Here is a 21,621-nt window from a genome sequence, read left to right as displayed (position 1 = left end):
AAAGTACTTGGCTGGAAGCGGCCTGGGAGGATAGGTAGTCGCTGATTAATGAAAATAAGAGGTCGTGTCGAAAGACAAGGCCTCTTATTTTTGTTAATCTAATGAGTAACAATCTGTCTGGGCGCTTCCAAGAAGGGATGTTAGTAGAAGTATCTCAATAGGTAGTGGCATAATAGAAGCGGTCCTGGTATGCAGAGAGCATAATTTATAGGAGCAAAGCGACGCATAAATTATTGCGAATCGCATAGTTCGGGGCGTAAGATTTCTCTTCGAGAAATCCACAGCATCCGAACGGACGTATTTAATATGTACTAAGTGCGACGCGCAAATTGTATTGCATCACTTTCTTGTGAAGCAAGTGAAACGAAGCGTAGCATGATAGGGAGTCGAAAAGGATACATATATATCAGTTTTAACTAACATAGTAAGAGTATTTCTAAGCATTAGACTACATATTTTCATTCATATTGACAATCTATAGAAATCATGTTACTATACGTATGTAGAAAGTAAACAATCAATAAAATACATAGTTGGGAATAGGTGCAGACATGCATAATAGAGAAGTCGGTGTAAATCCGACACGGTCCCGCCACTGTAAAGCTGAGCGAATCTCATTAAGTCACTGGGTAAGACTGGGAAGGCGAGAGGAGCGGTGAAGCTAAGTCAGGAGAACTGCCTATTCATCATTCACCATTTGACCTACGAGCGATAGGGAGGAGAATTATAGATCCTTTTTCGCATGTGTCGGAAAAGGCTTTTTTATTGGCTTAATTCTAACCGTGCATATGATGAAACCTATACAGCTCATGGTTTTACATTGGTATTATCACGTAAGTGTTAATATATTGTCATGATAATGTATGGGCGTACATTTTCATCATCTCCTAACCTGAAACGCTAAGATACTGTGATGGGTATTCTTAGCGTTTTTGGTTTTTAATTTTGTTAATAAAATTAAAAAAATATATTGACGATGCACTTGGTTATGTGGTAATATAACTGTGTTGCGGGAGTGGCGGAATTGGCAGACGCACCAGACTTAGGATCTGGCGCCTTCGGGCGTGGGGGTTCAAGTCCCTTCTCCCGCACCAGTTAAGTCACTATGAGTCCTTAGGGGCTCTTTTTTATTGCACATTTAAGTGTGGTATGATACTATAAGTAAAGAATTAAAAAGGGCTTTGGCATTGCTAAAGCCCGTTTTGTCGTTTGATAAAATAAGAAAATTTATTAGATAATAAATTATAAGATGTAGGATAAGTTATATAGGATGAGTTAGCAATGGAGGGATGTTCATGACAGCTTTACAAGAATTATTATATAAATATCCCGCCTATAAAGAAGCAGAGCAAATGCTAATAGGAACTGGTAAGCATGTCATTTCAGGCTTAGGGAGCTCACAAAAGTCCTTTATATATAGCACTGCTATGGCGACTAATCAGCAGGTACGACCTACAATTATATTGGTCCATGATAGGGCTCATAAGGAGCAATGGGAGCGTGATTTAGCGTTTTTCTTGCCAAAGGTTGAAGTTATGCCTTTTCCTATTACAGAAAAAGTAACCTTTGTTACAGCGGCTCGTAGTTTAGAAAATCAAGGCTTGCAGATGAGGGCTTTAGGTGCTTTGCTCCACGAGGAACCTGTTGTTGTTTTGGCGACGATTGACGAAGCTACGCAGCGACTATTAACACCTGAAGAATTAAAAGAACATGTAATACGACTACAGGCCAATGATATTGTAGAGCGCATGGCGTTACTAGATAAATTAGTGGCTTTAGGCTATGAGCGAACAGACCAGGTGGAACAACGTGGTCATTTTAGCGTTCGCGGTGATATTATTGATATTTTTCCAGTAAATAGTGACAATCCATATCGTATTGAGTTTTTTGATGATGAAATAGATACAATTCGTACCTTTGCTATTGATACGCAGCGCTCCATTGAAACTGTAACAGGTATGACAGTTATGCCTTTTCATTTAGCAAATTCTTCTGAAGAAGCATCTCTACTAAGTTATGGTAAAGGGGCATTGCTAATTTATGATGAACCAAATCGTTTGCAAGATGCCTTAAAGGGCTTTTTAAAAGAAGATGCTACGCATCGTCAGGCCCATTTTACTTGGTCCGAATTTATGCAGACGAATCAATGTAGCTGTGAAGTGGCTTTTAATTTTTTACAGCAACGAATTAGTGGACTGCCAGGTTTTGATACAATTGGCTTACAAAGCAAATCTATGATGTCTTTTGAACGACAAATGCCATTATTGATAGATGAAATCCAAGTATGGCTGTCTCAGGGCCGTCAAGTGGCGTTAGTCATGAATAATTTGCAACGTAGAGAAGGCTTAGAACGAGCTTTACGGGAGGAAAACATTTCCTATGAGCATGGTGATGCAGTAACTTATACAGGATCGTCTGTGTTAATTGTGAGCGGGCTTTTATCGGAAGGTTTTGAATTACCTTTATGTAATTTAGTAGTAGTTACAGAAGGTAATATTTTGGGGCAGCAGAAGCGCAAATTACGCAAAAAAGTACCTAAAGGCCAAGAAATTACTTACTTTACTGATTTAACACCTGGTGACTATGTGGTACATGCACTTCATGGGATTGGTAAGTATATTGGGTTAAAAACAATTGAAACGGAAGGTATTCATAAGGATTACATTGAGATTGCCTATGCTGGCACGGACAAACTATTTTTACCGGCTGATAATTTAGACCAGTTACAAAAGTATATTGGCAACGAGGGCGATGTGCCTAAGATTCATAAAATGGGTGGTCGTGAATGGGGAAAAGTTCGTCAAAAGGCACAAAAATCTATTGATGATTTAGCTGAAAAATTAGTTGAACTGTACGCCCAACGTGAAATCGTTGATGGCTTTGCTTTTGAGCCAGATGATACCTTTCAAGCTGAGTTTGAAGAAGCTTTTCCCTATGAAGAAACAGAAGATCAGTTACAAGCTAGTAAAGAAATTAAAACCTCTATGGAGCAACCACATCCTATGGACCGTTTACTTTGTGGCGATGTAGGTTTTGGTAAGACTGAAGTGGCTATGCGGGCTATTTTTAAAGCCGTTAAAAGTGGTAAACAAGTGGCCGTGTTAGTACCTACTACTGTGTTGGCGCAACAGCATTTCCAGACTTTTACAGACCGTTTAGGAGCATTTGGGGTACAAGTTGAAGTATTAAATCGTTTCCGTTCAGCAGCTGAAAAAAGAGATATTATAAAACGAGTAGCCAGTAAAGATGTGGATGTACTGATTGGTACGCATGCCTTATTAAATAAAAAGGTTACATTTAAAGATTTAGGCTTACTAGTTGTTGATGAAGAACAACGCTTTGGTGTAGCCCAGAAAGAAAAATGGAAGAGTTGGGCACAAAATATTGATGTATTAACATTGAGCGCTACGCCAATCCCTCGCACCTTGCATATGTCTTTAGTTGGGGTTCGAGAAATGAGTGTTATTAATACTCCACCAGAAGATCGCTTGCCTGTGCAAACCTATGTGGTGGAATATGATATGAAGTTGATTACTGAAGCCATTCGACGTGAAATTCAGCGTGGTGGTCAAGTATATTTTGTATATAATCGAGTAGCTTCCATTGATCATATGGGCGAATTTTTAGAAGCAGCTATGCCAGAACTTCGCTTTGCTATTGCCCATGGTCAAATGGCTGGCAGTGAGATGGAAGCGATTATGGTGGATTTCTATGAAGGCCATTATGATTTATTACTTTGTACTAGTATTATTGAGACAGGGCTAGATATTCCAAACGCAAATACGATAATCGTCTATGATGCAGATCGACTTGGCTTATCGCAACTATATCAGATGCGCGGTCGAGTAGGCCGTTCACGGCGTAGAGCATATGCGTATTTCTTATATCGTCCTGATAAAATGCTCAGTGAAACAGCGGAAAAGCGTTTAAAGGCAATTGAAGAATTTACTGAATTAGGGGCTGGCTTTAAGTTAGCTATGCGCGATCTTGAAATTCGTGGTGCCGGCAATTTATTAGGTTCTCAACAGCATGGCAATATTGCTTCCGTTGGCTTTGCTTTATATTGTTTCATGCTAGAAGAAGCTATCGCTAAAGCTCAGCATAAGACAGTAACAAAGACGATAGAAATAGATCCGACAATCGATTTAGGGATTGATGCTTTTATTGATGATGCATACATTAATGATACAGCTCGTAAAATTACAATTTATCAGCGTTTATTACAGATACGTAAATTAGAAGACTTTGATGAATTTACGGACGAGTTAATTGACCGTTTTGGCACGCCTACGGCACCGGTGGAACGATTGTTGAAATTAGCTCGCATTAAAGAACGAGCGCGTGTATTAGGGATTAAAAGTCTAATTGTACGAGAGAATATGATTACCATCCATTGGGGTGATATTTCGCGTATGGCAGGTTGGCATCCAGGCTTACCAAGTACAGCGGTTTGGCAACATGTGAAGATGAAAAATGATGTGCTTCGGTATACTTTGGAACGTGAGGCTGATGTAATGGGGCGGACCGAAGGATTGTTAGGGGAACTGGAAAAGAGGGACCCCAGTTTATTAGTAGCAGATACATAAGGAGGAACCAATGAATCGATTTTTAAAAGGAGCCATGATTCTTACCTTAGCCGGTATTATTGTGAAAATTATTGGGGCCTTCAGTAAAGTATTATTAGCTCGTATTTTAGGTGGCGAAGGAATTGGCTTATACCAAATGGCCTATCCGATTTATCAGATTATTGTTAGCTTAGCCACAGCAGGCTTGCCCGTTGCTATTTCAATTATGATTGCTGATAAATTAGCTCATCAAGATATTCGAGGGGCCTCTAAAATATTTAGAGTGTCCGCTACAGTTCTCTTTGGTTTAGGTGCCTTTTTTAGTATTGCTTTATTTTTAGCCGTACCTTGGCTCGTAGAGTCCGAGTGGCTCACTGATCCACGGAGTAGCTATGCGCTTATGGCTTTGGCGCCAGCTATTATTGTCGTCACTATTTTAAGTTGCCTGCGCGGCTATTTCCAAGGGTTTCAAGATATGTTACCTACGGGCGCTTCCCAAGTGATGGAACAGTCTCTACGGGTTGCCTGTATGGTAGGCTTTGCTTTGTTTTTATTACCGTATGGATTGCCTATGGCAGCGGCAGGCGCGACCTTAGCAACCTTTCCTGGTGTGGTTGGTGGCGTACTGGTGTTGTTATATTTTTACCATCGACAACGTCGGTTACGTGCTGAATTAAGAGCTAAGCAGTCCCCTGATATAGTGATTGAATCGTCTTCGCAGATTATGAAACGGTTATTAGTCTTGGCTATTCCTGTGTCTATGGCTAATATTATGATGCCTATCGTATCGGGGATTGATTTAGGGGTCGTGCCACAGCGCTTGATTGATGCAGGTTATTCTATGAGAGAAGCGACTACTCTATTTGGGTATTTAACTGGGATGGCGACATCTTTAGTGAATTTGCCAATTATTTTGACAACTTCCTTAGCCGCCAGTTTAGTACCAGCTATATCAGAAGCCTATACTAAACGAGATATGCTAGAGATTCAAAATCGAAGTCATGTGGCATTAAAAATAACAACTCTTATTACAGTGCCGGCATTTGTAGGTCTTTGTGTATTAGCTACACCTATTTCAGAACTATTATATGCAACACCTCATGCAGGTGGTCCCATAGCCGTAATGAGCTTGAGTATTTTCTTGCTAGGGGTACAACAAGTTAGTACGGGCATTTTGCAAGGGTTAGGTCATACGGCCATTCCTATGATTAATTTATTTTTTAGTACCCTTATCAAAATTCCTCTTAGCTGGTATTTAACAGCTTTACCAGAATGGGGCATTAATGGGGCCGCTTGGTCTACAAATATAGATTTTGGCTTAGCCGCCTTATTAAATATGATTTTTGTGCGTAAATACATCCAATATCAGGTGCCATGGCTAGAACTTGGTAAAATCTCTTTTGCCGCCTTTGCTATGGGTGGTGCTACTGTTATTACCTACGCCTTTTTAAGTTCGCTAATAGGCGGTAATTTAGCGGTTATTGGGGCGATTATAGTGGCTGTTGTTGTATATGGTGCTGGTTTAATTATTAGTAAGGCAGTTAAAGAGGAAGAATGGTGTGCCATGCCGTTTATTGGCAAGCGGTTACAACAAAGAAGAGCCGCAAAAAGTGAGTAAGGAGGACCTATGTCATTAACAGTAGTTAGCCGAGTTATATCGGATTTACAGCTCGATGAGACTTGTGGGGTATTTACTATTTCTACAGCTCAAATAGATTATGTTCCTTTCGATTTAACTGGCGTTTTAGTAGTAACAGATGTGAAGGGAGATAAAACGGCCTTAGAACGCATTTTAGAAGCTTTAACGGGGCGATTTGAGGAGTCGACGACCTTTTTATTAACGGGTATTACTGAAACAGAGCAATTAGTAGGACCAAAAGAGGTAACACTTGGTCAATTAGTAACAATTGGCAAAACATATATTATGGACCAAGAAGCCTCATTAGATAATATTGTTCAGTGGTTATTTATTAAGCCATTACAGCGTTCCCAATCGCAATCTGATGGAGTGGCGACTTCCTCGTTTGATTTGAATCCGCTCGTGGAGGTTGTGGCTGCATTACGAGCACCTAATGGTTGCCCATGGGATCGCTTACAAACCCATAGTACTTTACGACGGTATTTATTAGAAGAAGTCTATGAAGTGTTAGAAGCGATTGATAATCAAGATATGGCAAATTTACGAGAAGAATTGGGCGATGTATTATTACAAATTGTATTTCATGCTCGTTTGGCGGAAGAGCAGGGCTTATTTACGGTACAAGATGTAATTGATGACATTAGCGCAAAAATGATTCGTCGCCATCCTCATGTATTTAATCAAGCAAATGTGGAAGAGATAGGTACTACTCAGCTAAATTGGGAGGCTTTGAAGGCTCAAGAGCCAGGTCATCGTAAAAAAAATTTATTGGCTGGTGTATCGAAAGGATTACCTGCTCTATTAGGGGCTCAAAAATTACAAGAAAAGGCTGCGAAGGTAGGTTTTGACTGGGATTCTGAGCCTCCTGTTTGGGCAAAATTTGAGGAAGAAATTGCTGAATTTAAGGAAGCCGTAGCCCTCGGTGATTATGAAAATGCAGAATTAGAGGGGGGAGACGTGCTTTTTTCCTTGATTAATCTTCTAAGATGGTATAAAATAGGCGGTGAAAATGCACTAAACCGCACCAATAATAAGTTCCGTCGTCGTTTTTCTTATGTGGAGCGTTGTGTTAAAGACAGCGGACGATCATGGGAGGAGTTTTCACTTGATGAATTGGACTCATTTTGGGACTCGGCTAAGGTGTCTGAACAAAAGCATTCATTGAAATGATTGGCAAAGCGTGATATACTCTTACAAGTCATTATTGATGAATGGATACATTCTATTTTTTAAGGAGGTTCTGTCATGAATAAAACAGAATTAATCGCAAGCGTTGCTCAGAAAGCCGAATTAACTAAAAAGGATGCTGAAAAAGCAGTTAAAGCTGTGTTCGACACAGTAGCTGAAGAATTGGCAAAAGGCGAAAAAGTTCAAGTAATTGGTTTCGGTACTTTTGAAGTTCGCGAACGTTCCGCTCGTGAAGGCCGCAACCCACAAACTGGTAAAGCTATTACGATTGCAGCTTCCAAATCCCCTGCATTCAAAGCTGGTAAACAGTTAAAAGAATTAGTTAATGTTACAACTAAAGTTAAACCTCGCAAAAAATAATTTTGTTAGGAACTCAAAAGAGACCGCACTGTGTGCCTTTGATGGTATAGACGGCTACGGCCGTCGCTATCAGGCTTGCAGAGGGTCTCTTTTTCTATGCAAAAATACGAAGTGTTCCTGCTTGTTAGATTGTAAAATGTGATATAATAAGACGACAGGGAAGGAGACAATCATGAGCAAGAAGGAACGTATACTCATTGTATCGGCTTCTATTGGCACGGGGCATACACAAGCGGCACGGGCGATTGAAGAGTATTGGGCAGCCAAAAACCCAGATGCTATTATTACCCATGTAGACTTTTTAGATACAAATAGCTTTTCGTTTGATAATTTATTAAAAGAAACATATATAAAAATGATTGACGTATTTCCTATGTTATATGATGTTATTTATCGTCTATCACAAGGAGATAAGAAAGGGAGTGCCGTACAGACTGCTTTGGCTTGGATGTTAAAGCGTCGTATGTTAAAACTCATCAATCGAGAACGACCAGATGTAGTTATTTTCACGCATCCATTTCCTTGTGGCGCTGCGTGTATTTTAAAACGACAAAATTTAATCAATGTCCCCTTAGTTGCGGTAATTACAGATTTTCAGGTACATCAGTTTTGGGTATATAATCAAATCGATGCGTATCATGTGGGTACTTCGGGCATGGTTAATGAATTATGTGAAGCGGGTATTGCAGCACATAAAATTACAATTACAGGCATTCCGGTGCGCCGAAGTTTCTTTGAGCATCGTTTAACTAAATATAAGCCTTCCTATCCAGTGAAGGTATTAATAATGGGGGGCGGCCTTGGCTTAGGTTGCTTAGAAACGGCATTACAGCGGTTAGATGAGGTATCGGGGATTGATGAGCTCATTGTAATTACTGGACGTAATGCTGATCTTTATGAAGGCTTAGTGGCTATGAGTCATTCTATGCGTACACCGACTACGGTATATGGATATACTTTAGAAGTGGCCAAACTTATGCAAGAAGCCACCTTATTGGTAACAAAGCCAGGGGGATTAACTTGTATGGAAGGTGTGACTGTTGGCGTACCTATGGTGTTTTTCAGTGCGATTCCAGGACAAGAAGAAGGAAATGCTACATTCTTTGAACAGCAAGGTTATGCACGTTGGGCTCGTGATATTCACAATCTAGATGATGTGGTAACGGTACTTTTAAATAACCCGGAACGACTTGAACAAATGTCAGCACAAGAATTGACGTGGCAAATTGATGGGGCCGCTAATATTGTGTCGGCCACTAAAAAGCTATTAGGGCGTTAATATTTATTTAGTAGTGAATAGGGATAGTATGCATAGTTTGCAAGGGGAGTCTTATAAAAGTCTCTTGCTAAGAGCTAGAAATTTTTGTACAATGTACTCAACACCCAAAAGGGGATTCGGGGTTATGTATTAAAGGAGGATTCGTATGGACGGCGACGCGCTGGAATCGTTTTATGAGAATTTAGGATTTGAATTGGTGGAAATTGATGACCGTGAGACTTTATTCTATCAGGTCAATGATGATGGTGCTTATGCGACCATTACCGATGAAGATGGGAATGTACCTACTTCTATGGAAGAACCAATTATCTTTACTCTCTATGATGAAAATGATTCGTTTCAGTGGAGTGTGACAGTAGAAGATTCTGAATACTTTGGTGAATTATTTACTCGCGTAGAAGATACGGATGAATTACTTTCTAATTTGAAAGATATTCGACAAGAAAATATGGCTCGTTATGACGATAGCCTAGACTAATGAAAAAGAGCTATCCACAAAGTGCTTACATTCTGTAGCTAACTTTGCTGGACAGCTCTTTTTGAAAGGAAATATTAATTTATGAATGTATTAACCTTACAAGATGTAAGTCAATCATATGGTACCCGCCGCTTATTTGAAGGCGCCAGCATGACTTTTACGGATACAAAACGAATTGGTCTTATTGGTGTAAATGGTACGGGCAAATCTACCTTTATGCGTCTTTTGGCAGGCCTAATAGAACCTGAAAAAGGTACTATTTTGAGAAATGGCAAGGCGTCTATTTATTATTTATCACAAGCTCCTGAATTTGATGAAGAAGCGTCCTTGTTAGAAAATATATTTTTAGCTCATCATCCTGTGTTGAGTTTAGTTCGTGAATATGAGCGTGTGGATCAACAAGCGCCAGGTAGCGCTGAACACTTGCGCCTATTGGGGCGTATGGATGCAGAAGGGGGCTGGCAAGTTGAGCAACAAGCACGTACGATTCTTACTAAATTAGGGTTTGAAGATTTAACTAAGCCAGTGAAACATTTATCAGGGGGACAACGACGTCGGTTAGCGTTGGGACAGGCTTTATTATATCCTAGTGATCTTTTACTTCTCGATGAACCGACTAACCACCTTGATGAAGCCAGCATTGAATGGCTTGAAAAATATTTATTAGCCCGTAAGGGTGGGCTAGTAATCAGTACCCATGACCGCTATTTTTTAGATGCTTTAAGCGATGAAATATTAGAGTTATCTGACCGACATTTTTATAGTTATGAAGGTACCTATGAAACCTTTCTTACATTAAAGGCAGAGCGAGAAGAACGTGAAGCAGCTACGGCTGAAAAGCGTCGGCAATTTTTAAAACGGGAGTTAGCATGGGTGCGTCGTGGCGCTCAAGCTCGTTCAACGAAGCAAAAGGCTCGTTTGCAGCGTTATGAAACTCTCAAAGCCCAAGATGTGGCACGCCGTGCTGATACATTAGATCCGATTGCCTTAAAGAGTCGTTTGGGGAAAACAATTTTTGATATAGAGCATTTATCTTTTGATTTAGGAGAGAAGACCTTAGTAAAAGATTTTACCTATCATGTTGTTCGTCATGATCGTATTGGTATTGTAGGACCTAATGGGATTGGTAAATCCACATTCATGCGTTTGTTAGATGGGACATATGAACCTTTATCTGGGACTGTAGGGCGTGGTGAAACGGTGCGAACTGCGCATTTTACACAGGAGTTACCACCTTTTGATGAAGATCAACGGGTCTTAGATTATATTCGTGAGGATCATCGCTACATGGTATTAGCTGATGGTAGCACCTTAAGCGCTGGACAAATACTAGAGAGGTTCTTATTTACCCCAGAACTTCACGGTGTTCCCATTCGCAAGCTATCTGGTGGTGAAAAAAGACGATTATATTTACTAAAATTGCTCATGAGTGCGCCTAATGTATTGTTATTAGATGAGCCGACTAATGATTTGGATATTCCTACCTTAGAAGTGTTGGAAGAGTTTTTAGATTCTTTTAGTGGTGTAGTGATTACAGTATGCCATGATCGGTATTTCTTAGATCGTGTAGTAGATAAGTTATTTGTCTTTAAAGGGGACGGGCAAATAGATATTATTCATGGTGCTTATTCTGAATATCGAGAATTAGTAGAGGCGGAAGAGGCGTCAGCGGAAGATGTTAAATCACATGGGTTAAGTAAATCAACTAAGCCGCAAAATAGTTCAAAGGGGTCAGGCACAACTATTTTAGATGACGTAGAGGCGGCAAACATTGGTGATAAGGGAAGTAATTTGAAGGAGTTAGCTGCTAATAAGGAAGTTAAGCCTCTTACCAAAGCTGAGCAGTCTGAGTTGGAGGAATTGGAGTTGAAAGTAGCTGAATTAGAAGGCTTATTAAAGGCCTATGATGCTATGTTGAACCAAGCTGGTGGGGATTATGAAGCGATGGAACAGACTATGGCAGAACGAGCCAAAGTGGCGGAAGAATTAGAGTTAAAAACAATGCGCTGGCTTGAACTGGCAGAGCGATAAAGTAATAAAGTCCTTGATTTAACTAGTGTATAGAGTTAATCGTGTAGAAAATCAAAGGAATTTGAATTATAGTGGCGTTTAATGTAAAAAATATGTAAAACTTTAGGGAATACATGAATTAGAATATTGATATTTAGCGCTTGAATAGTATATACTATAAACAGAGAAGAATAGTTATTTTTTTGCATGGCAGTGTTACGCATATCCCAAGGGAGGAACGTTATGAAAAGTAACAAGTGGGGCGGCAAACGCGCGGGCGCAGGTCGCAAAAAATCATTATTTGACCGTAAAGGTCGTACATTCCGATTAACGGATGCAGAATTTTTAGAAGTTAAACCTTTAATTGACGCAATTCGTAAACGTACTGAAGCGGCAGCTTTGGCATCTAAAGCGAAATAGTTAATTGAGGAGTGGGGAGAAGCCCAGTATTGTTTGCTCAGAGTTAGATCATTAGCTGCGAGGAGAGGGTCTTTAGCTACTTATGGTTTAATCATGGAGTAGATAGGTATAAGGAAATCGGTAATCGAAGTATTCGATTACCGATTTTTCTGTTATAATGGGAATATGCTCATTTGTATATTGGCAATGATGAGTAATATAGGTAAATAGAAAGCTACAGGGGCTTATTAGATAATTTAAGGCTTAAAAGTTTATATTATGAGGAGTTTTAACATGAAAGATACAATTAATACCGATATTTTAAAACGAACAGATACGATTGTGAAAGCGGATGCGCGTCATACGTTTGATACAGTAGCGGCCGCTTTAGGGGCTGAAGAACATAATCCATTAGTTGTAGTGGGCACGGAAGATCGTATGGCTCATGTAGGAGAGATTGTTAAACGAGAAGCGTTAACGATTGAACCCAATTTAGTGATTTTAGAAAAAAATGGACAAGAATTATACAGGCTTATACGGACAGCGTAACCTATGGCTATGTTGCTGATTTTATGGAAACTTTTGTTAAGATTGATATGCTTTTAGTGAGTGAATTTGATTATGTAGTACGGGAAGCGGATGAATTATCTCAGCGCGCTTTACACCGCTTATTTGAAGCGTTAATTCGCAATCAGCGGCAGGTTGTTTTTACTATGACACAAGAGCCAAATACATATGATGAATTGGCGCTTCCAAAGTTGTTTGAACTAGTAAATAGTGGTGCCTTAGTCATTATTAAATAATATATGCAATATATTGATTTTGATAAGTTTAAGGTAATAAAAAATAGCATATAACAAAAAAGGATATACCAAGCGGTATAAGTAAGACATCGACTTATGTATTCATAAGTTCGTTTTACTTAGACTCACGAGGTATATCCTTTTTTTTGTGAGGTTAATTCATAACATCGTGGAGGTGTTTAGTCTTTCGATGAAAGGCGAGAATAGGTAATAAGCCAAACACTAGACCAACGATGATACATAATAGGGTTAATTGAAGAGAGGCGAGGGAAATGCTAGGGGGCATGATAATGGCAGAACTTGCATTGAGCCAATGAGCTATGCCAAGGTAGGCTCCAAAGCCTAGTCCCCATCCCATAATAGCGCCTAAACTAATAATATAAACCGTTTGTTGACCTAAGATACTATACAGTTGTTTTTGCGTAGCTCCTAGGGCTTTTAAAATTGCATAATCTCGTAAACGATTAAGAGTTGCTAAATAGGCTGTAACTAATACGACTAGCATGGCTAGTATAATTAGCAGATAGCCAATAGGCTGCCATAATTTTTCACCACGTCCCATTAGATTAAAGAGTTGCGTGATAACTTGCGCAGGAAATACGAGTTGCGCATCTTTTTGTTTAGTGTAGAGGCTAGCTAAGGTATAGGCCTGACCATAGCCGACTGGCTCGACCATGATAGCAGTCACATCGCCTTTGGTAGAAAGGTCATGACCATGGGCATGTAAATCCCAAATACTGTCAATGGACGTGAGTACAGCTTGGTTATAGGGGCCATTGGTGTCAGCTAGAATTCCTACGACTGTGAACGGATGATCCTCGTGCGCTTTTCCTTTGGCTAATGTGCCATGGGTAGAGTGGAAGGTATCACCTACTTTAAGCCCTGTATGTTTAGCCACATCTTGTCCAATTACGGCTTCAAAATGTTCGGCAAAAGGCTTTCCTTCTGCTAGGCGTAACCATTCAGGTTGACTAGCACTAGGACGAATAGTAAAAATTTCAGGTTCAGTACCAACAAGGCGATAGCCTTTGATACTATCCCCAAAGGCTAGGGGTATAGCTTGTTTTACTAATTTTGGTTTATTACGCAATTGCTCTACTTCGCTATAGGGGAGATTAGCTAAGGGTTTATCTTGTAAAAAGACGGTATTTAATACAAATTGTTGACTACTGCCAGGGGAAGCTACTAGGAGCGTAAAGGGTTCAGTCGCAGCAATGAGTCCCCGCTGAAGCCCGCTCCCTAAGGAAACGACTAATACACTTAACGCAACGGCTAAGGCCATGACGAGTAGAAGTAGGGTGGTCGTCAATGGTTTGGACCAAAGTTGTTGCCAGGCTATTTTACGAATCATGGGTACCTCGCTTTGTTAAGTGAAGTCGATTGGAAAATTGAGAAATGACAGGTTCTTCATGGCTCGTAATAAGTAGGGTAGCTTGTAGTGTTTCACTATAGGCTTTCAATAAATCAATAACAAGACGACTATTTGCTTCATCTAGGCTAGCTGTAGGCTCATCAGCCAAGAGGAGGCTGGGCTTTTTGATAAGCGCTCTAGCAATAGCAACACGTTGTTGCTCACCTTTGCTCAATTGGGTAGGCTTTTTATGGCGTAAAGGGGCAATGCCCATAAGATTAGTGAGTTGCTCCATTTCTTGCACCATTTCTTTGTGCGTAAACCGATTGGCAAAGAAAGCACCGCTTAGGATATTGTCTTCAACTGTTAAAAAGTTGAGCAAATTGAAGTCTTGAAAGATATAGCCTACTTTTTTACCACGCCAAGTATCAAGCTCTTTAGATGACGCTTCATTAAGATACATGTCCTCAACTTGAAGTATACCTGTTGTAGGTTGTAAGAGACCGGCTAGGCACTGTAATAAGGTAGATTTCCCGCTACCACTGACACCGGTAATACACCATTGACTGCCAGTAGTGGCGGAGAAATTAGGTAAATCTAGTGCTGTCACAGAGGTTTCGCCATCAGGAAATTGATGGGTTAAGCTTTCAATGTGAATCATATTAATTTACCTCAGCACCTAAGATGCGAACAAGGCTAACGAAGCCTGTTTCACCATCTACATAGCTGCCTACATCGAGTTGGCCGGTTACGGTAATATCTTGATCATAAGGAAGTGCTGTTACCGCATCATCCAGATAAACGACTACAATGTCACTAGGCCAATCGGCATCAGTAGAGCAGAAAGGGCATATGGACATAGGCGTTTCTGTAAGAACAAAGAAGTTAATGCTTGGTTTTAGCGGTGGCGCCATATAACCTTGCATAGTTACCGTTTGTCCATTTTGGGATAATAAGCTGTCCGATAAGATAAGCCCTTCTGAAGTAGCACCTGCATACATATCGCCAAAGCTAAGCCAATTTGCTAGCACTGTTTGTGGTAGCGAAATTGTCAAAAGTTGTAAGGCGAAACAGAGTATAAGTGGGCGCAACCATTGTTTTAATTGCATCATGTTCCTAGTCACATCCTTAATTATTTTTTACTTATTTTTTTAATACATCTTTGTTGCCATCAATGCCAAGGGCACGAAGAATACCAAAGAATACTTCGGTATTATCCATAACACCACTGAAGTATTCAGAGCCAGGGCCTTGTGCCATGAGTACTACATCATCAGCGGAATGAACTTCACTAGTTTCACCAGTTGTAGTTGGTAAGCTGCCTTCTACTAGACGAGCACCTTGTGGAGCACGTTTTGGATTAGCAATTACTTTACCATCTTTGCCTGCAGTAGCTGGATCATGTGGCTCTGTTTGGAAACGGTAATTTTCGTAGTGGTCAGGGGAGTTAGCATATTGTACAGCTAATGTTACATCCGCATCTGGGTTATCTGGGAAACCATCTCGATTTGCATCGATGAAGGTTGGCCAGCCTGCTTCACCATATACACGAACTGCTTCACGACCTACTTTACCATCTTGTTCACTGTAAGTACCAGTAATACTGATGCCATGAGCATGGTCAGCTACGACGATAATTAAAGTGTTGTCGCCATGAGCTTTGGAGTAGTCTTGCGCATATTTGATAGCTTGGTCAAATTCGATAGTATCGTAAGCGGAACGTTGCCAATCCATAGTGTGAAGTTGTTTATCAATGGAACCAGCTTCTGACATGAGGAAGAAACCATTTGGATTCTTTTCAAGGACTTCAATTGCTTTTTTAGTCATATCCACTAGGCCTGGTTGGTCATTGAAACCTTTAAGCACGGTAGGATTTTCTGGTAAGAATTGGCGATCCATATATACGTTCATAGTATTTAAGGTGAAAAGGCCAAGAAGTGGTTTATCCGCTGTTGTTTTAGCTAAATCTGTTTTATTACCTGCAAATTGATAGCCTTTGTCTTTAAATTCTTGGATAACATTTACATTATCTTTACGTTTAGAGCCTGGTGTGCTCAATGGTAAGAAGAATTGGGAACCGCCACCTAAGATAACAGCTGGTGGTTTTGCTCGATTTAAAAAGTCTGTAGCAATAAAGTTTTGCTCGCCACGACGACGGGTGTGAGCTGTTACTGCTGCTGGCGTTGCATCTGTTACTGCTGCTGTAGTTACCATACCATAGGACATATCTTTGCTGCGTGAAATAATTTCAGAGATATTTTCTACTTTTGGATCATCTAATGGGTCAGCTGTGCTATTTTCGTAGACACCCATAGCGTTAACTACGGATTTATTACCTGTATTATAGGCAGACGCACTGTTGGCAGAGTCTGTAACGAGTGAATCATAGCCAGACGTTGTTACTAAAGCCATGTGAGGCATTTTTTCCATAGCTAATATATCGTTAAATTTACCATCCGATAAACCTTTAGAAAGGATACGGGCTACTTCTTTGGCCTGCATGCTCATACCGTCGCCTACAAAAAGAATTACATTCTTTGCTTTCTTTTGTGCTTTTTCATTAACTACTTTGTAACTTGCCGATTGTTTTAAGGTACCTTGGTTCGTAGCAGCAACCACATTAACACGTTTATCACCGACCTCTTTAAAAGCCACATCATTAATACGGTATGAAATATGAGTGCTATGTTGAGTTAGGGTAGGTGTTTCTTTAAATACTTTGCTTGCATCTTCACCATTGATAGTAACAGCTACTTGCTTAGTACCTAATGGAAGCTCTACTTCAAAGTCAAAGCGCTGACCTTGCCAGAATTTAGCCTGATTGATTGGTAATACTTTGATGTCTTTACTTATTACAGCTGTGGCTGACAATTCTGTTTGTGAGCTAAGTGTAACTGCTGGTGCTGGTGCATCGGCCTTTACCATAGGTGCATTAATACCAAAGGCTAAGGCGCCTGCTAAAGCAAAAAATACCATTTTACGTAAATGCTGCTTGCCATTCATGAAAATACCTCCTAATGTATCAAAAAAGAATGAACATCTGCTGTTATTATCCTAACAAAGGGCTTATAAAAGATACAGAAAAAAGGCGGTAAATTATTTGTAAAGGAACTGTAATGTGTAATTAAGCCAGTAATTATATGTATTGGTAGACAATTATTATAAAAAAGTGATGAAGAATCAAGGCAAAGTATACTTGACAATTCCTATAGAATATTGTTTAATGCTTATAAATGAAGATAAGTTATTCATTGTATGCGTTTTTTGAAAGAATGGGTTTTGTGCGTTTTAAAAAAGCAGTAAGGAGGTTTTACTACATTGCCGATACAGTTAGGTGAAGTTGGTTATCATAGTTTCTAGATTTTTAAGTATACCTATCCTTAGATAGGGTATACGGAAGGGAGTTATATGAAAGGACCAATGTTATTAAAACCAATAGAAACGACGGCAGCGGCGTTAGCCATTGGAGAAAAGAAAAGTAGTTTAGGGAGCGTACAACTTTTAATATTAGGTTTTTTAGCAGGCGCATTTATTGCTTTTGCCTCGCAAGCATCAACGATGGGAGCTTTTAACTTATTGGCTCAACCAGAATGGTATGGGCTAGGACGATTAGTAGCAGGTATTATTTTTGGTTGTGGTCTTGTATTTGTATTATTATCTGGGGCAGAACTTTTTACTGGCAATGTATTGATTACCAATGCTTGGCTATGTGGTAGGGTATCAAGTGTTGCCATGTTACGAAATTGGGTATATGTATATATTGGGAATTTTTTAGGATCATTTTTTATTGCTTGGTTGATGAGTCAATCTGGGTTATGGCATGGTGGTGCTAATTTAGCCGGTGCTATGACAATAAAACTCGCGTTAGGTAAAGTAAGTTTAGATCTTACAGCAGCAATTGTTTTAGGGATATTATGTAACTGGTTAGTATGCTTAGCTGTATGGTTGAGCTTTGGCACAACGTCAACTTCTGGGAAAATATTATCTATTTATTTACCAATCTTTATGTTTGTGTTGTCTGGTTTTGAACACTGTGTAGCTAATATGTATTACATTCCAGCAGGTATCTTTGCAGCGTCTGATCCAAGCTATGTAGCACAAGCCGCTAAATTAGGCATAACTGCAGAGGCACTTCAACAATTAAATTGGAGTACTTTTTTCACTAAAAACTTATTGCCAGTAACACTAGGCAATATGATTGGTGGCATCGTCTTTGTAGGTATGGCATTTCTTTATGGGAATGGCAAACCAAGTGAAGATACTGTAAATGAAGTGAAAGAGAAGGTTCTTAAATAGAAACCCCTATATAACTCTTTTCATTATCGAAAAAATTCGGTATACTAGTAACAAAGAGAGATATAATGTCAAATTTTTGTAAATGTTACGGACCGCATTTGTTTCCGCGAATTAGAAATGGAGTTATTGATGGAATATACTAATATCTTGTATTCAGTAGAAAATAAAATTGCAACAATCACCTTTAATCGTCCAGAAGTACAAAATGGTTTCAACATTCCTATGTGTAATGAAATCTTAGAAGCTATTGAACGGACTGAAGCGGATCCAGAAGCACGAGTACTACTTATTAATGCAGTGGGCAAAGTGTTTTCTGTCGGTGGCGATTTATCTGAAATGAAACGTGCCGTGGAAGAAGATGATCAACAGTCTTTGGTAGCGATTGCAGAACTTGTTATGCAGATTTCATTTGCCATGAAAAAAATGTCTAAACCAGTTGTTATGAGTACTGATGGTGCAGTAGCAGGAGCGGCATTTAATATGGTGTTGGCGGCCGATATGTGTGTAGCCTCTACGAATAGCCGTTTTATTCAAGCCTTTGTTAATGTAGGGTTAGCACCTGATGCGGGTGGTATGTTCTTGTTAACTCGTGCGATTGGTATGAATCGTGCTATGCACTTAGCTATGACAGGTGAAGCTGTAACTGCTGAAAAAGCAAAAGAATATGGTTTTGTCTATAAAGTGTGTGAACCAGAATTATTGGTGAAAACGACTGATCGACTTTGTGCTCGTTTAGCTAAAGGGCCAGAACTTTCATTTAAAGCTATGAAAGAACAAATGTGGGCTGCCTTCTTTAGCGGTTGGGATGAATATGCTAAATTGGAAGTAGCTCTACAGACACATTTAGGTTTCTCTGAAGACTTTAAAGAAGGGGTACGCGCCTTTGCTGAGCGACGGAGACCGAACTTCCAAGGGAAGTAAGTTGTATCGTCTAGTGCTTACTTTGTAAAAAATAATATAGCCTCCTTGTGGGGGATTAAAAGATGTCACCTATACTTGTTCTCATTTAGCCAAGCTAAATGTTCGCTCCGTATATGTGACATCTTTTTTATTGCAGAAGTAGTGTATATGACTTTTACAAAGTCATAGCCCATCGCGCATGGGAAGGGATCGAATGGTCGCTGCACATATATAGGGGGCTTTTCTTTTCTCTCTTAGCGCCAGTAGGACAGTGGCAAGTCTTTAAGAGGCCAAGCTAAGAAGTGATATTGAATATAAAAAAAGAGTGTACCAGTATATGTAGCGACCGTCAGAGCTTGTCTCGTCGAGAGCGAACATACTGGTACACTTGCCAGAAAGCGTCAGTAGAAATGTGGTGAATCATTGATAAAAAGAGGCAAGATAGATTCAAGGAAAAATAAGAAGCCCTTACGAATATGTGTAGCGACCGTCAGAGCTTGTCTCGTCGAGAGCGAACGTATTCGTAAGGGCTTTCTATATTCTTATTAGCTATGAGCCTCTTTTTATCGCAGGCTTCGCCAATTACTACTTAGCGATCCCCGTTAAAAATCGAGTTTTTCACGATTACATAATCCACTTTGCGGATAGCAGTTAAATTATTGCCACCAGCATATGAAATAGAGGATTGTAAATCCTGTTCCATTTCTGTTAAGGTATCGAATAGACTGCCTTTAGAAGGAATGTACATTTTTTTGCCTTCTACGTTTTTCTTTTCACCTTTTTGGGATTCAGAAGCACTACCAAAATACTCTTTGTATGGTTTGCCATCGATTTCCACTTCTTTACCAGGGGATTCAGTGTGACCGGCAAAGAGGGAACCAATCATAACAAAGGTAGCACCAAAACGAATGGATTTGGCAATATCGCCATGATCGCGAATACCGCCATCGGCAATAACTGGTTTAGTCGCTGCTTTGGAGCACCAACGAACAGCAGATAACTGCCAGCCACCAGTGCCAAAACCAGTTTTTAATTTGGTAATACATACTTTACCAGGGCCAATGCCTACTTTAGTAGCGTCAGCGCCAGCGTTTTCAAGTTCACGCACTGCTTCAGGCGTACCTACGTTACCAGCAATAACAAAGCTTTCTGGCAATTGTTTTTTGATATGTTGAATCATTTCAATGACAGAATTAGAATGGCCATGAGCAATATCAATTGTAATATACTCTGGAGTTAAACCAGTTGCTTTAATTTCATCAACAAATTTGAATTCGTCTTTTTTAACGCCAATACTAATAGAGGCATATAAGCCTTTTTCTTTCATGCGTTTAATGAAATCGAGACGAGTATGTGGCGCGAAACGATGCATAATGTAGAAGTAGTTTTCAGATGCTAACTTTTCAGCTAGTTCTTCGTCAATAATAGTCTGCATGTTAGCAGGTACAACTGGTAAACGGAATGTGCGGTTGCCAAGTTTCACCGTAGTATCGCACTCACTGCGGCTGTTTACTATACATTTATTAGGAATTAACTGAATGTCTTCATAATCAAAGATGTTTGTTGTGTTAATCATGGAATGCCTCCTTGTAATAACATAATAATCCATTAGACATTATATAGGAAAGGTTATGCTTTGGCAAGCTTTAGACGAACATTATTTATGCTTTCTTGTAAAACGTTCTGATTTGCCTTTTCAGAAGTATAAGACGTATAATTAAAGTATATTTGCAGGTATTGGGTAAACATACGCTTAAGGAGAGGCAAATGCTTACTATTTAGTTGTTTTGGTGTAGCTGAGCTTAGGCTCAAAGGAGAAAATATGGAACAGAAACAACGGACACGGATGTTAGTAGAAGCAGGGCTCTCCATTGCAATCGCATATGTTCTGCATTTTGTTGTATTATTTCAAATGCCACAAGGTGGCTCAGTGAATGCTGCCAATTTAGTGCCTCTGATTATATTTGCCCTTCGCTGGGGTGGTAGATGGGGCCTAATTACATGTATGGCTTATGGACTTATTGAATTTCTTTTAGGTTTTAAATTTTCCCTTCATTTTTTAAGTATTTTATTAGACTATATTTTAGGTTATGGTGCTATTGGTATGGCGGGCTTTTTTGCGAATACGCGTAGCGGTGCTATTGGTGGAGTATTAGTTGGCTGTTCATTGCGCTGGCTTTGTTCCGTTGTTTCAGGGGCTGTTGTTTTTGCTGCCTATGCACCGGCGGGTCAAAATCCTTGGCTATATTCCATGATTTATAATGCTAGCTATATGGTGCCAGAATTAGCCATTAATTTATTGGTCATTGTGTTGTTTTATACACGCATTATGAAGGGCTTGCAAAGAAGGTGA

At 39.7% G+C, this 21,621-nt stretch carries 18 protein-coding genes, 1 tRNA gene and 1 riboswitch; of the genes, 14 read left to right on the top strand and 5 right to left on the bottom strand.

Annotation, left to right across the window (positions count from 1 at the left end; translation table 11 throughout):
* Positions 1–524 precede the first annotated feature (524 nt).
* Positions 525–697: riboswitch (cobalamin riboswitch) on the top strand.
* A 312-nt stretch (positions 698–1,009) separates the two neighbouring features.
* From NFR27_RS03920 to NFR27_RS03870, 11 genes are all read left to right on the top strand, one after another.
* Positions 1,010–1,094, top strand: a tRNA-Leu gene (locus tag NFR27_RS03920).
* Positions 1,095–1,295: 201 nt separating this feature from the next.
* Complete coding sequence (gene mfd / locus NFR27_RS03915) at positions 1,296–4,586, top strand: transcription-repair coupling factor (RefSeq protein WP_420910578.1); 3,291 nt, start codon at positions 1,296–1,298, stop codon at positions 4,584–4,586.
* A 10-nt stretch (positions 4,587–4,596) separates the two neighbouring features.
* Positions 4,597–6,183: a putative polysaccharide biosynthesis protein gene (locus NFR27_RS03910; RefSeq protein ID WP_251439725.1), complete on the top strand. Its 1,587-nt coding sequence runs from the start codon at positions 4,597–4,599 to the stop codon at positions 6,181–6,183.
* A 9-nt stretch (positions 6,184–6,192) separates the two neighbouring features.
* On the top strand, positions 6,193–7,374 hold the full coding sequence (gene mazG, locus NFR27_RS03905) for a nucleoside triphosphate pyrophosphohydrolase (protein WP_251454313.1): 1,182 nt from the start codon (positions 6,193–6,195) through the stop codon (positions 7,372–7,374).
* A 75-nt stretch (positions 7,375–7,449) separates the two neighbouring features.
* On the top strand, positions 7,450–7,752 hold the full coding sequence (locus NFR27_RS03900) for an HU family DNA-binding protein (protein ID WP_115309959.1): 303 nt from the start codon (positions 7,450–7,452) through the stop codon (positions 7,750–7,752).
* A 172-nt stretch (positions 7,753–7,924) separates the two neighbouring features.
* Positions 7,925–9,031 carry an MGDG synthase family glycosyltransferase gene (locus tag NFR27_RS03895; protein ID WP_251454310.1) on the top strand — a complete coding sequence of 369 codons (1,107 nt, stop codon included), beginning with the start codon at positions 7,925–7,927 and terminating at the stop codon, positions 9,029–9,031.
* Between the two features lie 145 nt (positions 9,032–9,176).
* On the top strand, positions 9,177–9,509 hold the full coding sequence (locus tag NFR27_RS03890) for a hypothetical protein (protein ID WP_251439732.1): 333 nt from the start codon (positions 9,177–9,179) through the stop codon (positions 9,507–9,509).
* Positions 9,510–9,590: 81 nt separating this feature from the next.
* Positions 9,591–11,540 (top strand): ABC-F family ATP-binding cassette domain-containing protein, encoded by a 1,950-nt coding sequence (locus NFR27_RS03885; protein ID WP_251454307.1) that lies wholly within the window; start codon positions 9,591–9,593, stop codon positions 11,538–11,540.
* 222 nt (positions 11,541–11,762) lie between these two features.
* On the top strand, positions 11,763–11,939 hold the full coding sequence (locus NFR27_RS03880; RefSeq protein WP_172460549.1) for a hypothetical protein: 177 nt from the start codon (positions 11,763–11,765) through the stop codon (positions 11,937–11,939).
* Between the two features lie 273 nt (positions 11,940–12,212).
* The gene (locus NFR27_RS03875) at positions 12,213–12,467 is read left to right on the top strand and encodes a hypothetical protein (protein WP_251454304.1); all 255 of its coding nucleotides are present in this window, start codon (positions 12,213–12,215) and stop codon (positions 12,465–12,467) included.
* 23 nt (positions 12,468–12,490) lie between these two features.
* The gene (locus tag NFR27_RS03870) at positions 12,491–12,721 is read left to right on the top strand and encodes a hypothetical protein (RefSeq protein WP_251454302.1); all 231 of its coding nucleotides are present in this window, start codon (positions 12,491–12,493) and stop codon (positions 12,719–12,721) included.
* Positions 12,722–12,875: 154 nt separating this feature from the next.
* On the opposite strand, the gene NFR27_RS03865 is transcribed toward NFR27_RS03870, so the two are convergent.
* From NFR27_RS03865 to NFR27_RS03850, 4 genes are read right to left on the bottom strand one after another with little or no spacing between them, the layout of a single operon-like run.
* The gene (locus tag NFR27_RS03865) at positions 12,876–14,072 is read right to left on the bottom strand and encodes an ABC transporter permease (protein ID WP_251454300.1); all 1,197 of its coding nucleotides are present in this window, start codon (positions 14,070–14,072) and stop codon (positions 12,876–12,878) included.
* Entirely contained in the window at positions 14,062–14,733 is a 672-nt protein-coding gene (locus NFR27_RS03860; RefSeq protein WP_251439756.1) for an ABC transporter ATP-binding protein, read from the bottom strand. The genes NFR27_RS03865 and NFR27_RS03860 overlap by 11 nt, the downstream gene beginning before the upstream one ends.
* Before the next feature lies 1 nt (position 14,734).
* A complete protein-coding gene (locus tag NFR27_RS03855; protein ID WP_251439758.1) occupies positions 14,735–15,184 on the bottom strand; it encodes a hypothetical protein in 450 nt (149 codons plus the stop codon).
* 31 nt (positions 15,185–15,215) lie between these two features.
* Positions 15,216–17,075 carry an alkaline phosphatase gene (locus NFR27_RS03850; RefSeq protein ID WP_251454298.1) on the bottom strand — a complete coding sequence of 620 codons (1,860 nt, stop codon included), beginning with the start codon at positions 17,073–17,075 and terminating at the stop codon, positions 15,216–15,218.
* Positions 17,076–17,480: 405 nt separating this feature from the next.
* Here NFR27_RS03850 and NFR27_RS03845 point away from each other — a divergent pair, with 405 nt between their 5' ends.
* Complete coding sequence (locus NFR27_RS03845; protein ID WP_251454297.1) at positions 17,481–18,368, top strand: formate/nitrite transporter family protein; 888 nt, start codon at positions 17,481–17,483, stop codon at positions 18,366–18,368.
* A 129-nt stretch (positions 18,369–18,497) separates the two neighbouring features.
* Positions 18,498–19,289 (top strand): trans-2-decenoyl-ACP isomerase, encoded by a 792-nt coding sequence (gene fabM / locus NFR27_RS03840; protein WP_251454296.1) that lies wholly within the window; start codon positions 18,498–18,500, stop codon positions 19,287–19,289.
* 568 nt (positions 19,290–19,857) lie between these two features.
* Here fabM and guaC read toward each other — a convergent pair.
* Positions 19,858–20,844: a GMP reductase gene (gene guaC / locus NFR27_RS03835; protein WP_251439770.1), complete on the bottom strand. Its 987-nt coding sequence runs from the start codon at positions 20,842–20,844 to the stop codon at positions 19,858–19,860.
* 246 nt (positions 20,845–21,090) lie between these two features.
* Between guaC and thiT the strand changes: the two genes are divergently transcribed.
* The gene (gene thiT / locus NFR27_RS03830) at positions 21,091–21,621 is read left to right on the top strand and encodes an energy-coupled thiamine transporter ThiT (RefSeq protein ID WP_251454295.1); all 531 of its coding nucleotides are present in this window, start codon (positions 21,091–21,093) and stop codon (positions 21,619–21,621) included.

Origin of the sequence: Veillonella intestinalis (genome assembly GCF_943192895.1) — a bacterium.
Lineage (GTDB): Bacteria > Bacillota > Negativicutes > Veillonellales > Veillonellaceae > Veillonella_A > Veillonella_A intestinalis.
Note: the sequence above shows the minus strand (reverse complement) of the source record. Positions and strands in the feature narration are given on the sequence as shown.

What these genes read in the sequence shown, in the direction of transcription:
- mfd (WP_420910578.1), top strand. Translation starts at nt 1,296, where the DNA reads ATGACAGCTTTACAAGAATTATTATATAAATATCCCGCCTATAAAGAA.
- NFR27_RS03910 (WP_251439725.1), top strand. Translation starts at nt 4,597, where the DNA reads ATGAATCGATTTTTAAAAGGAGCCATGATTCTTACCTTAGCCGGTATT.
- mazG (WP_251454313.1), top strand. Translation starts at nt 6,193, where the DNA reads ATGTCATTAACAGTAGTTAGCCGAGTTATATCGGATTTACAGCTCGAT.
- NFR27_RS03900 (WP_115309959.1), top strand. Translation starts at nt 7,450, where the DNA reads ATGAATAAAACAGAATTAATCGCAAGCGTTGCTCAGAAAGCCGAATTA.
- NFR27_RS03895 (WP_251454310.1), top strand. Translation starts at nt 7,925, where the DNA reads ATGAGCAAGAAGGAACGTATACTCATTGTATCGGCTTCTATTGGCACG.
- NFR27_RS03890 (WP_251439732.1), top strand. Translation starts at nt 9,177, where the DNA reads ATGGACGGCGACGCGCTGGAATCGTTTTATGAGAATTTAGGATTTGAA.
- NFR27_RS03885 (WP_251454307.1), top strand. Translation starts at nt 9,591, where the DNA reads ATGAATGTATTAACCTTACAAGATGTAAGTCAATCATATGGTACCCGC.
- NFR27_RS03880 (WP_172460549.1), top strand. Translation starts at nt 11,763, where the DNA reads ATGAAAAGTAACAAGTGGGGCGGCAAACGCGCGGGCGCAGGTCGCAAA.
- NFR27_RS03875 (WP_251454304.1), top strand. Translation starts at nt 12,213, where the DNA reads ATGAAAGATACAATTAATACCGATATTTTAAAACGAACAGATACGATT.
- NFR27_RS03870 (WP_251454302.1), top strand. Translation starts at nt 12,491, where the DNA reads ATGGAAACTTTTGTTAAGATTGATATGCTTTTAGTGAGTGAATTTGAT.
- NFR27_RS03865 (WP_251454300.1), bottom strand. Translation starts at nt 14,072, where the DNA reads ATGATTCGTAAAATAGCCTGGCAACAACTTTGGTCCAAACCATTGACG.
- NFR27_RS03860 (WP_251439756.1), bottom strand. Translation starts at nt 14,733, where the DNA reads ATGATTCACATTGAAAGCTTAACCCATCAATTTCCTGATGGCGAAACC.
- NFR27_RS03855 (WP_251439758.1), bottom strand. Translation starts at nt 15,184, where the DNA reads ATGATGCAATTAAAACAATGGTTGCGCCCACTTATACTCTGTTTCGCC.
- NFR27_RS03850 (WP_251454298.1), bottom strand. Translation starts at nt 17,075, where the DNA reads ATGAATGGCAAGCAGCATTTACGTAAAATGGTATTTTTTGCTTTAGCA.
- NFR27_RS03845 (WP_251454297.1), top strand. Translation starts at nt 17,481, where the DNA reads ATGAAAGGACCAATGTTATTAAAACCAATAGAAACGACGGCAGCGGCG.
- fabM (WP_251454296.1), top strand. Translation starts at nt 18,498, where the DNA reads ATGGAATATACTAATATCTTGTATTCAGTAGAAAATAAAATTGCAACA.
- guaC (WP_251439770.1), bottom strand. Translation starts at nt 20,844, where the DNA reads ATGATTAACACAACAAACATCTTTGATTATGAAGACATTCAGTTAATT.
- thiT (WP_251454295.1), top strand. Translation starts at nt 21,091, where the DNA reads ATGGAACAGAAACAACGGACACGGATGTTAGTAGAAGCAGGGCTCTCC.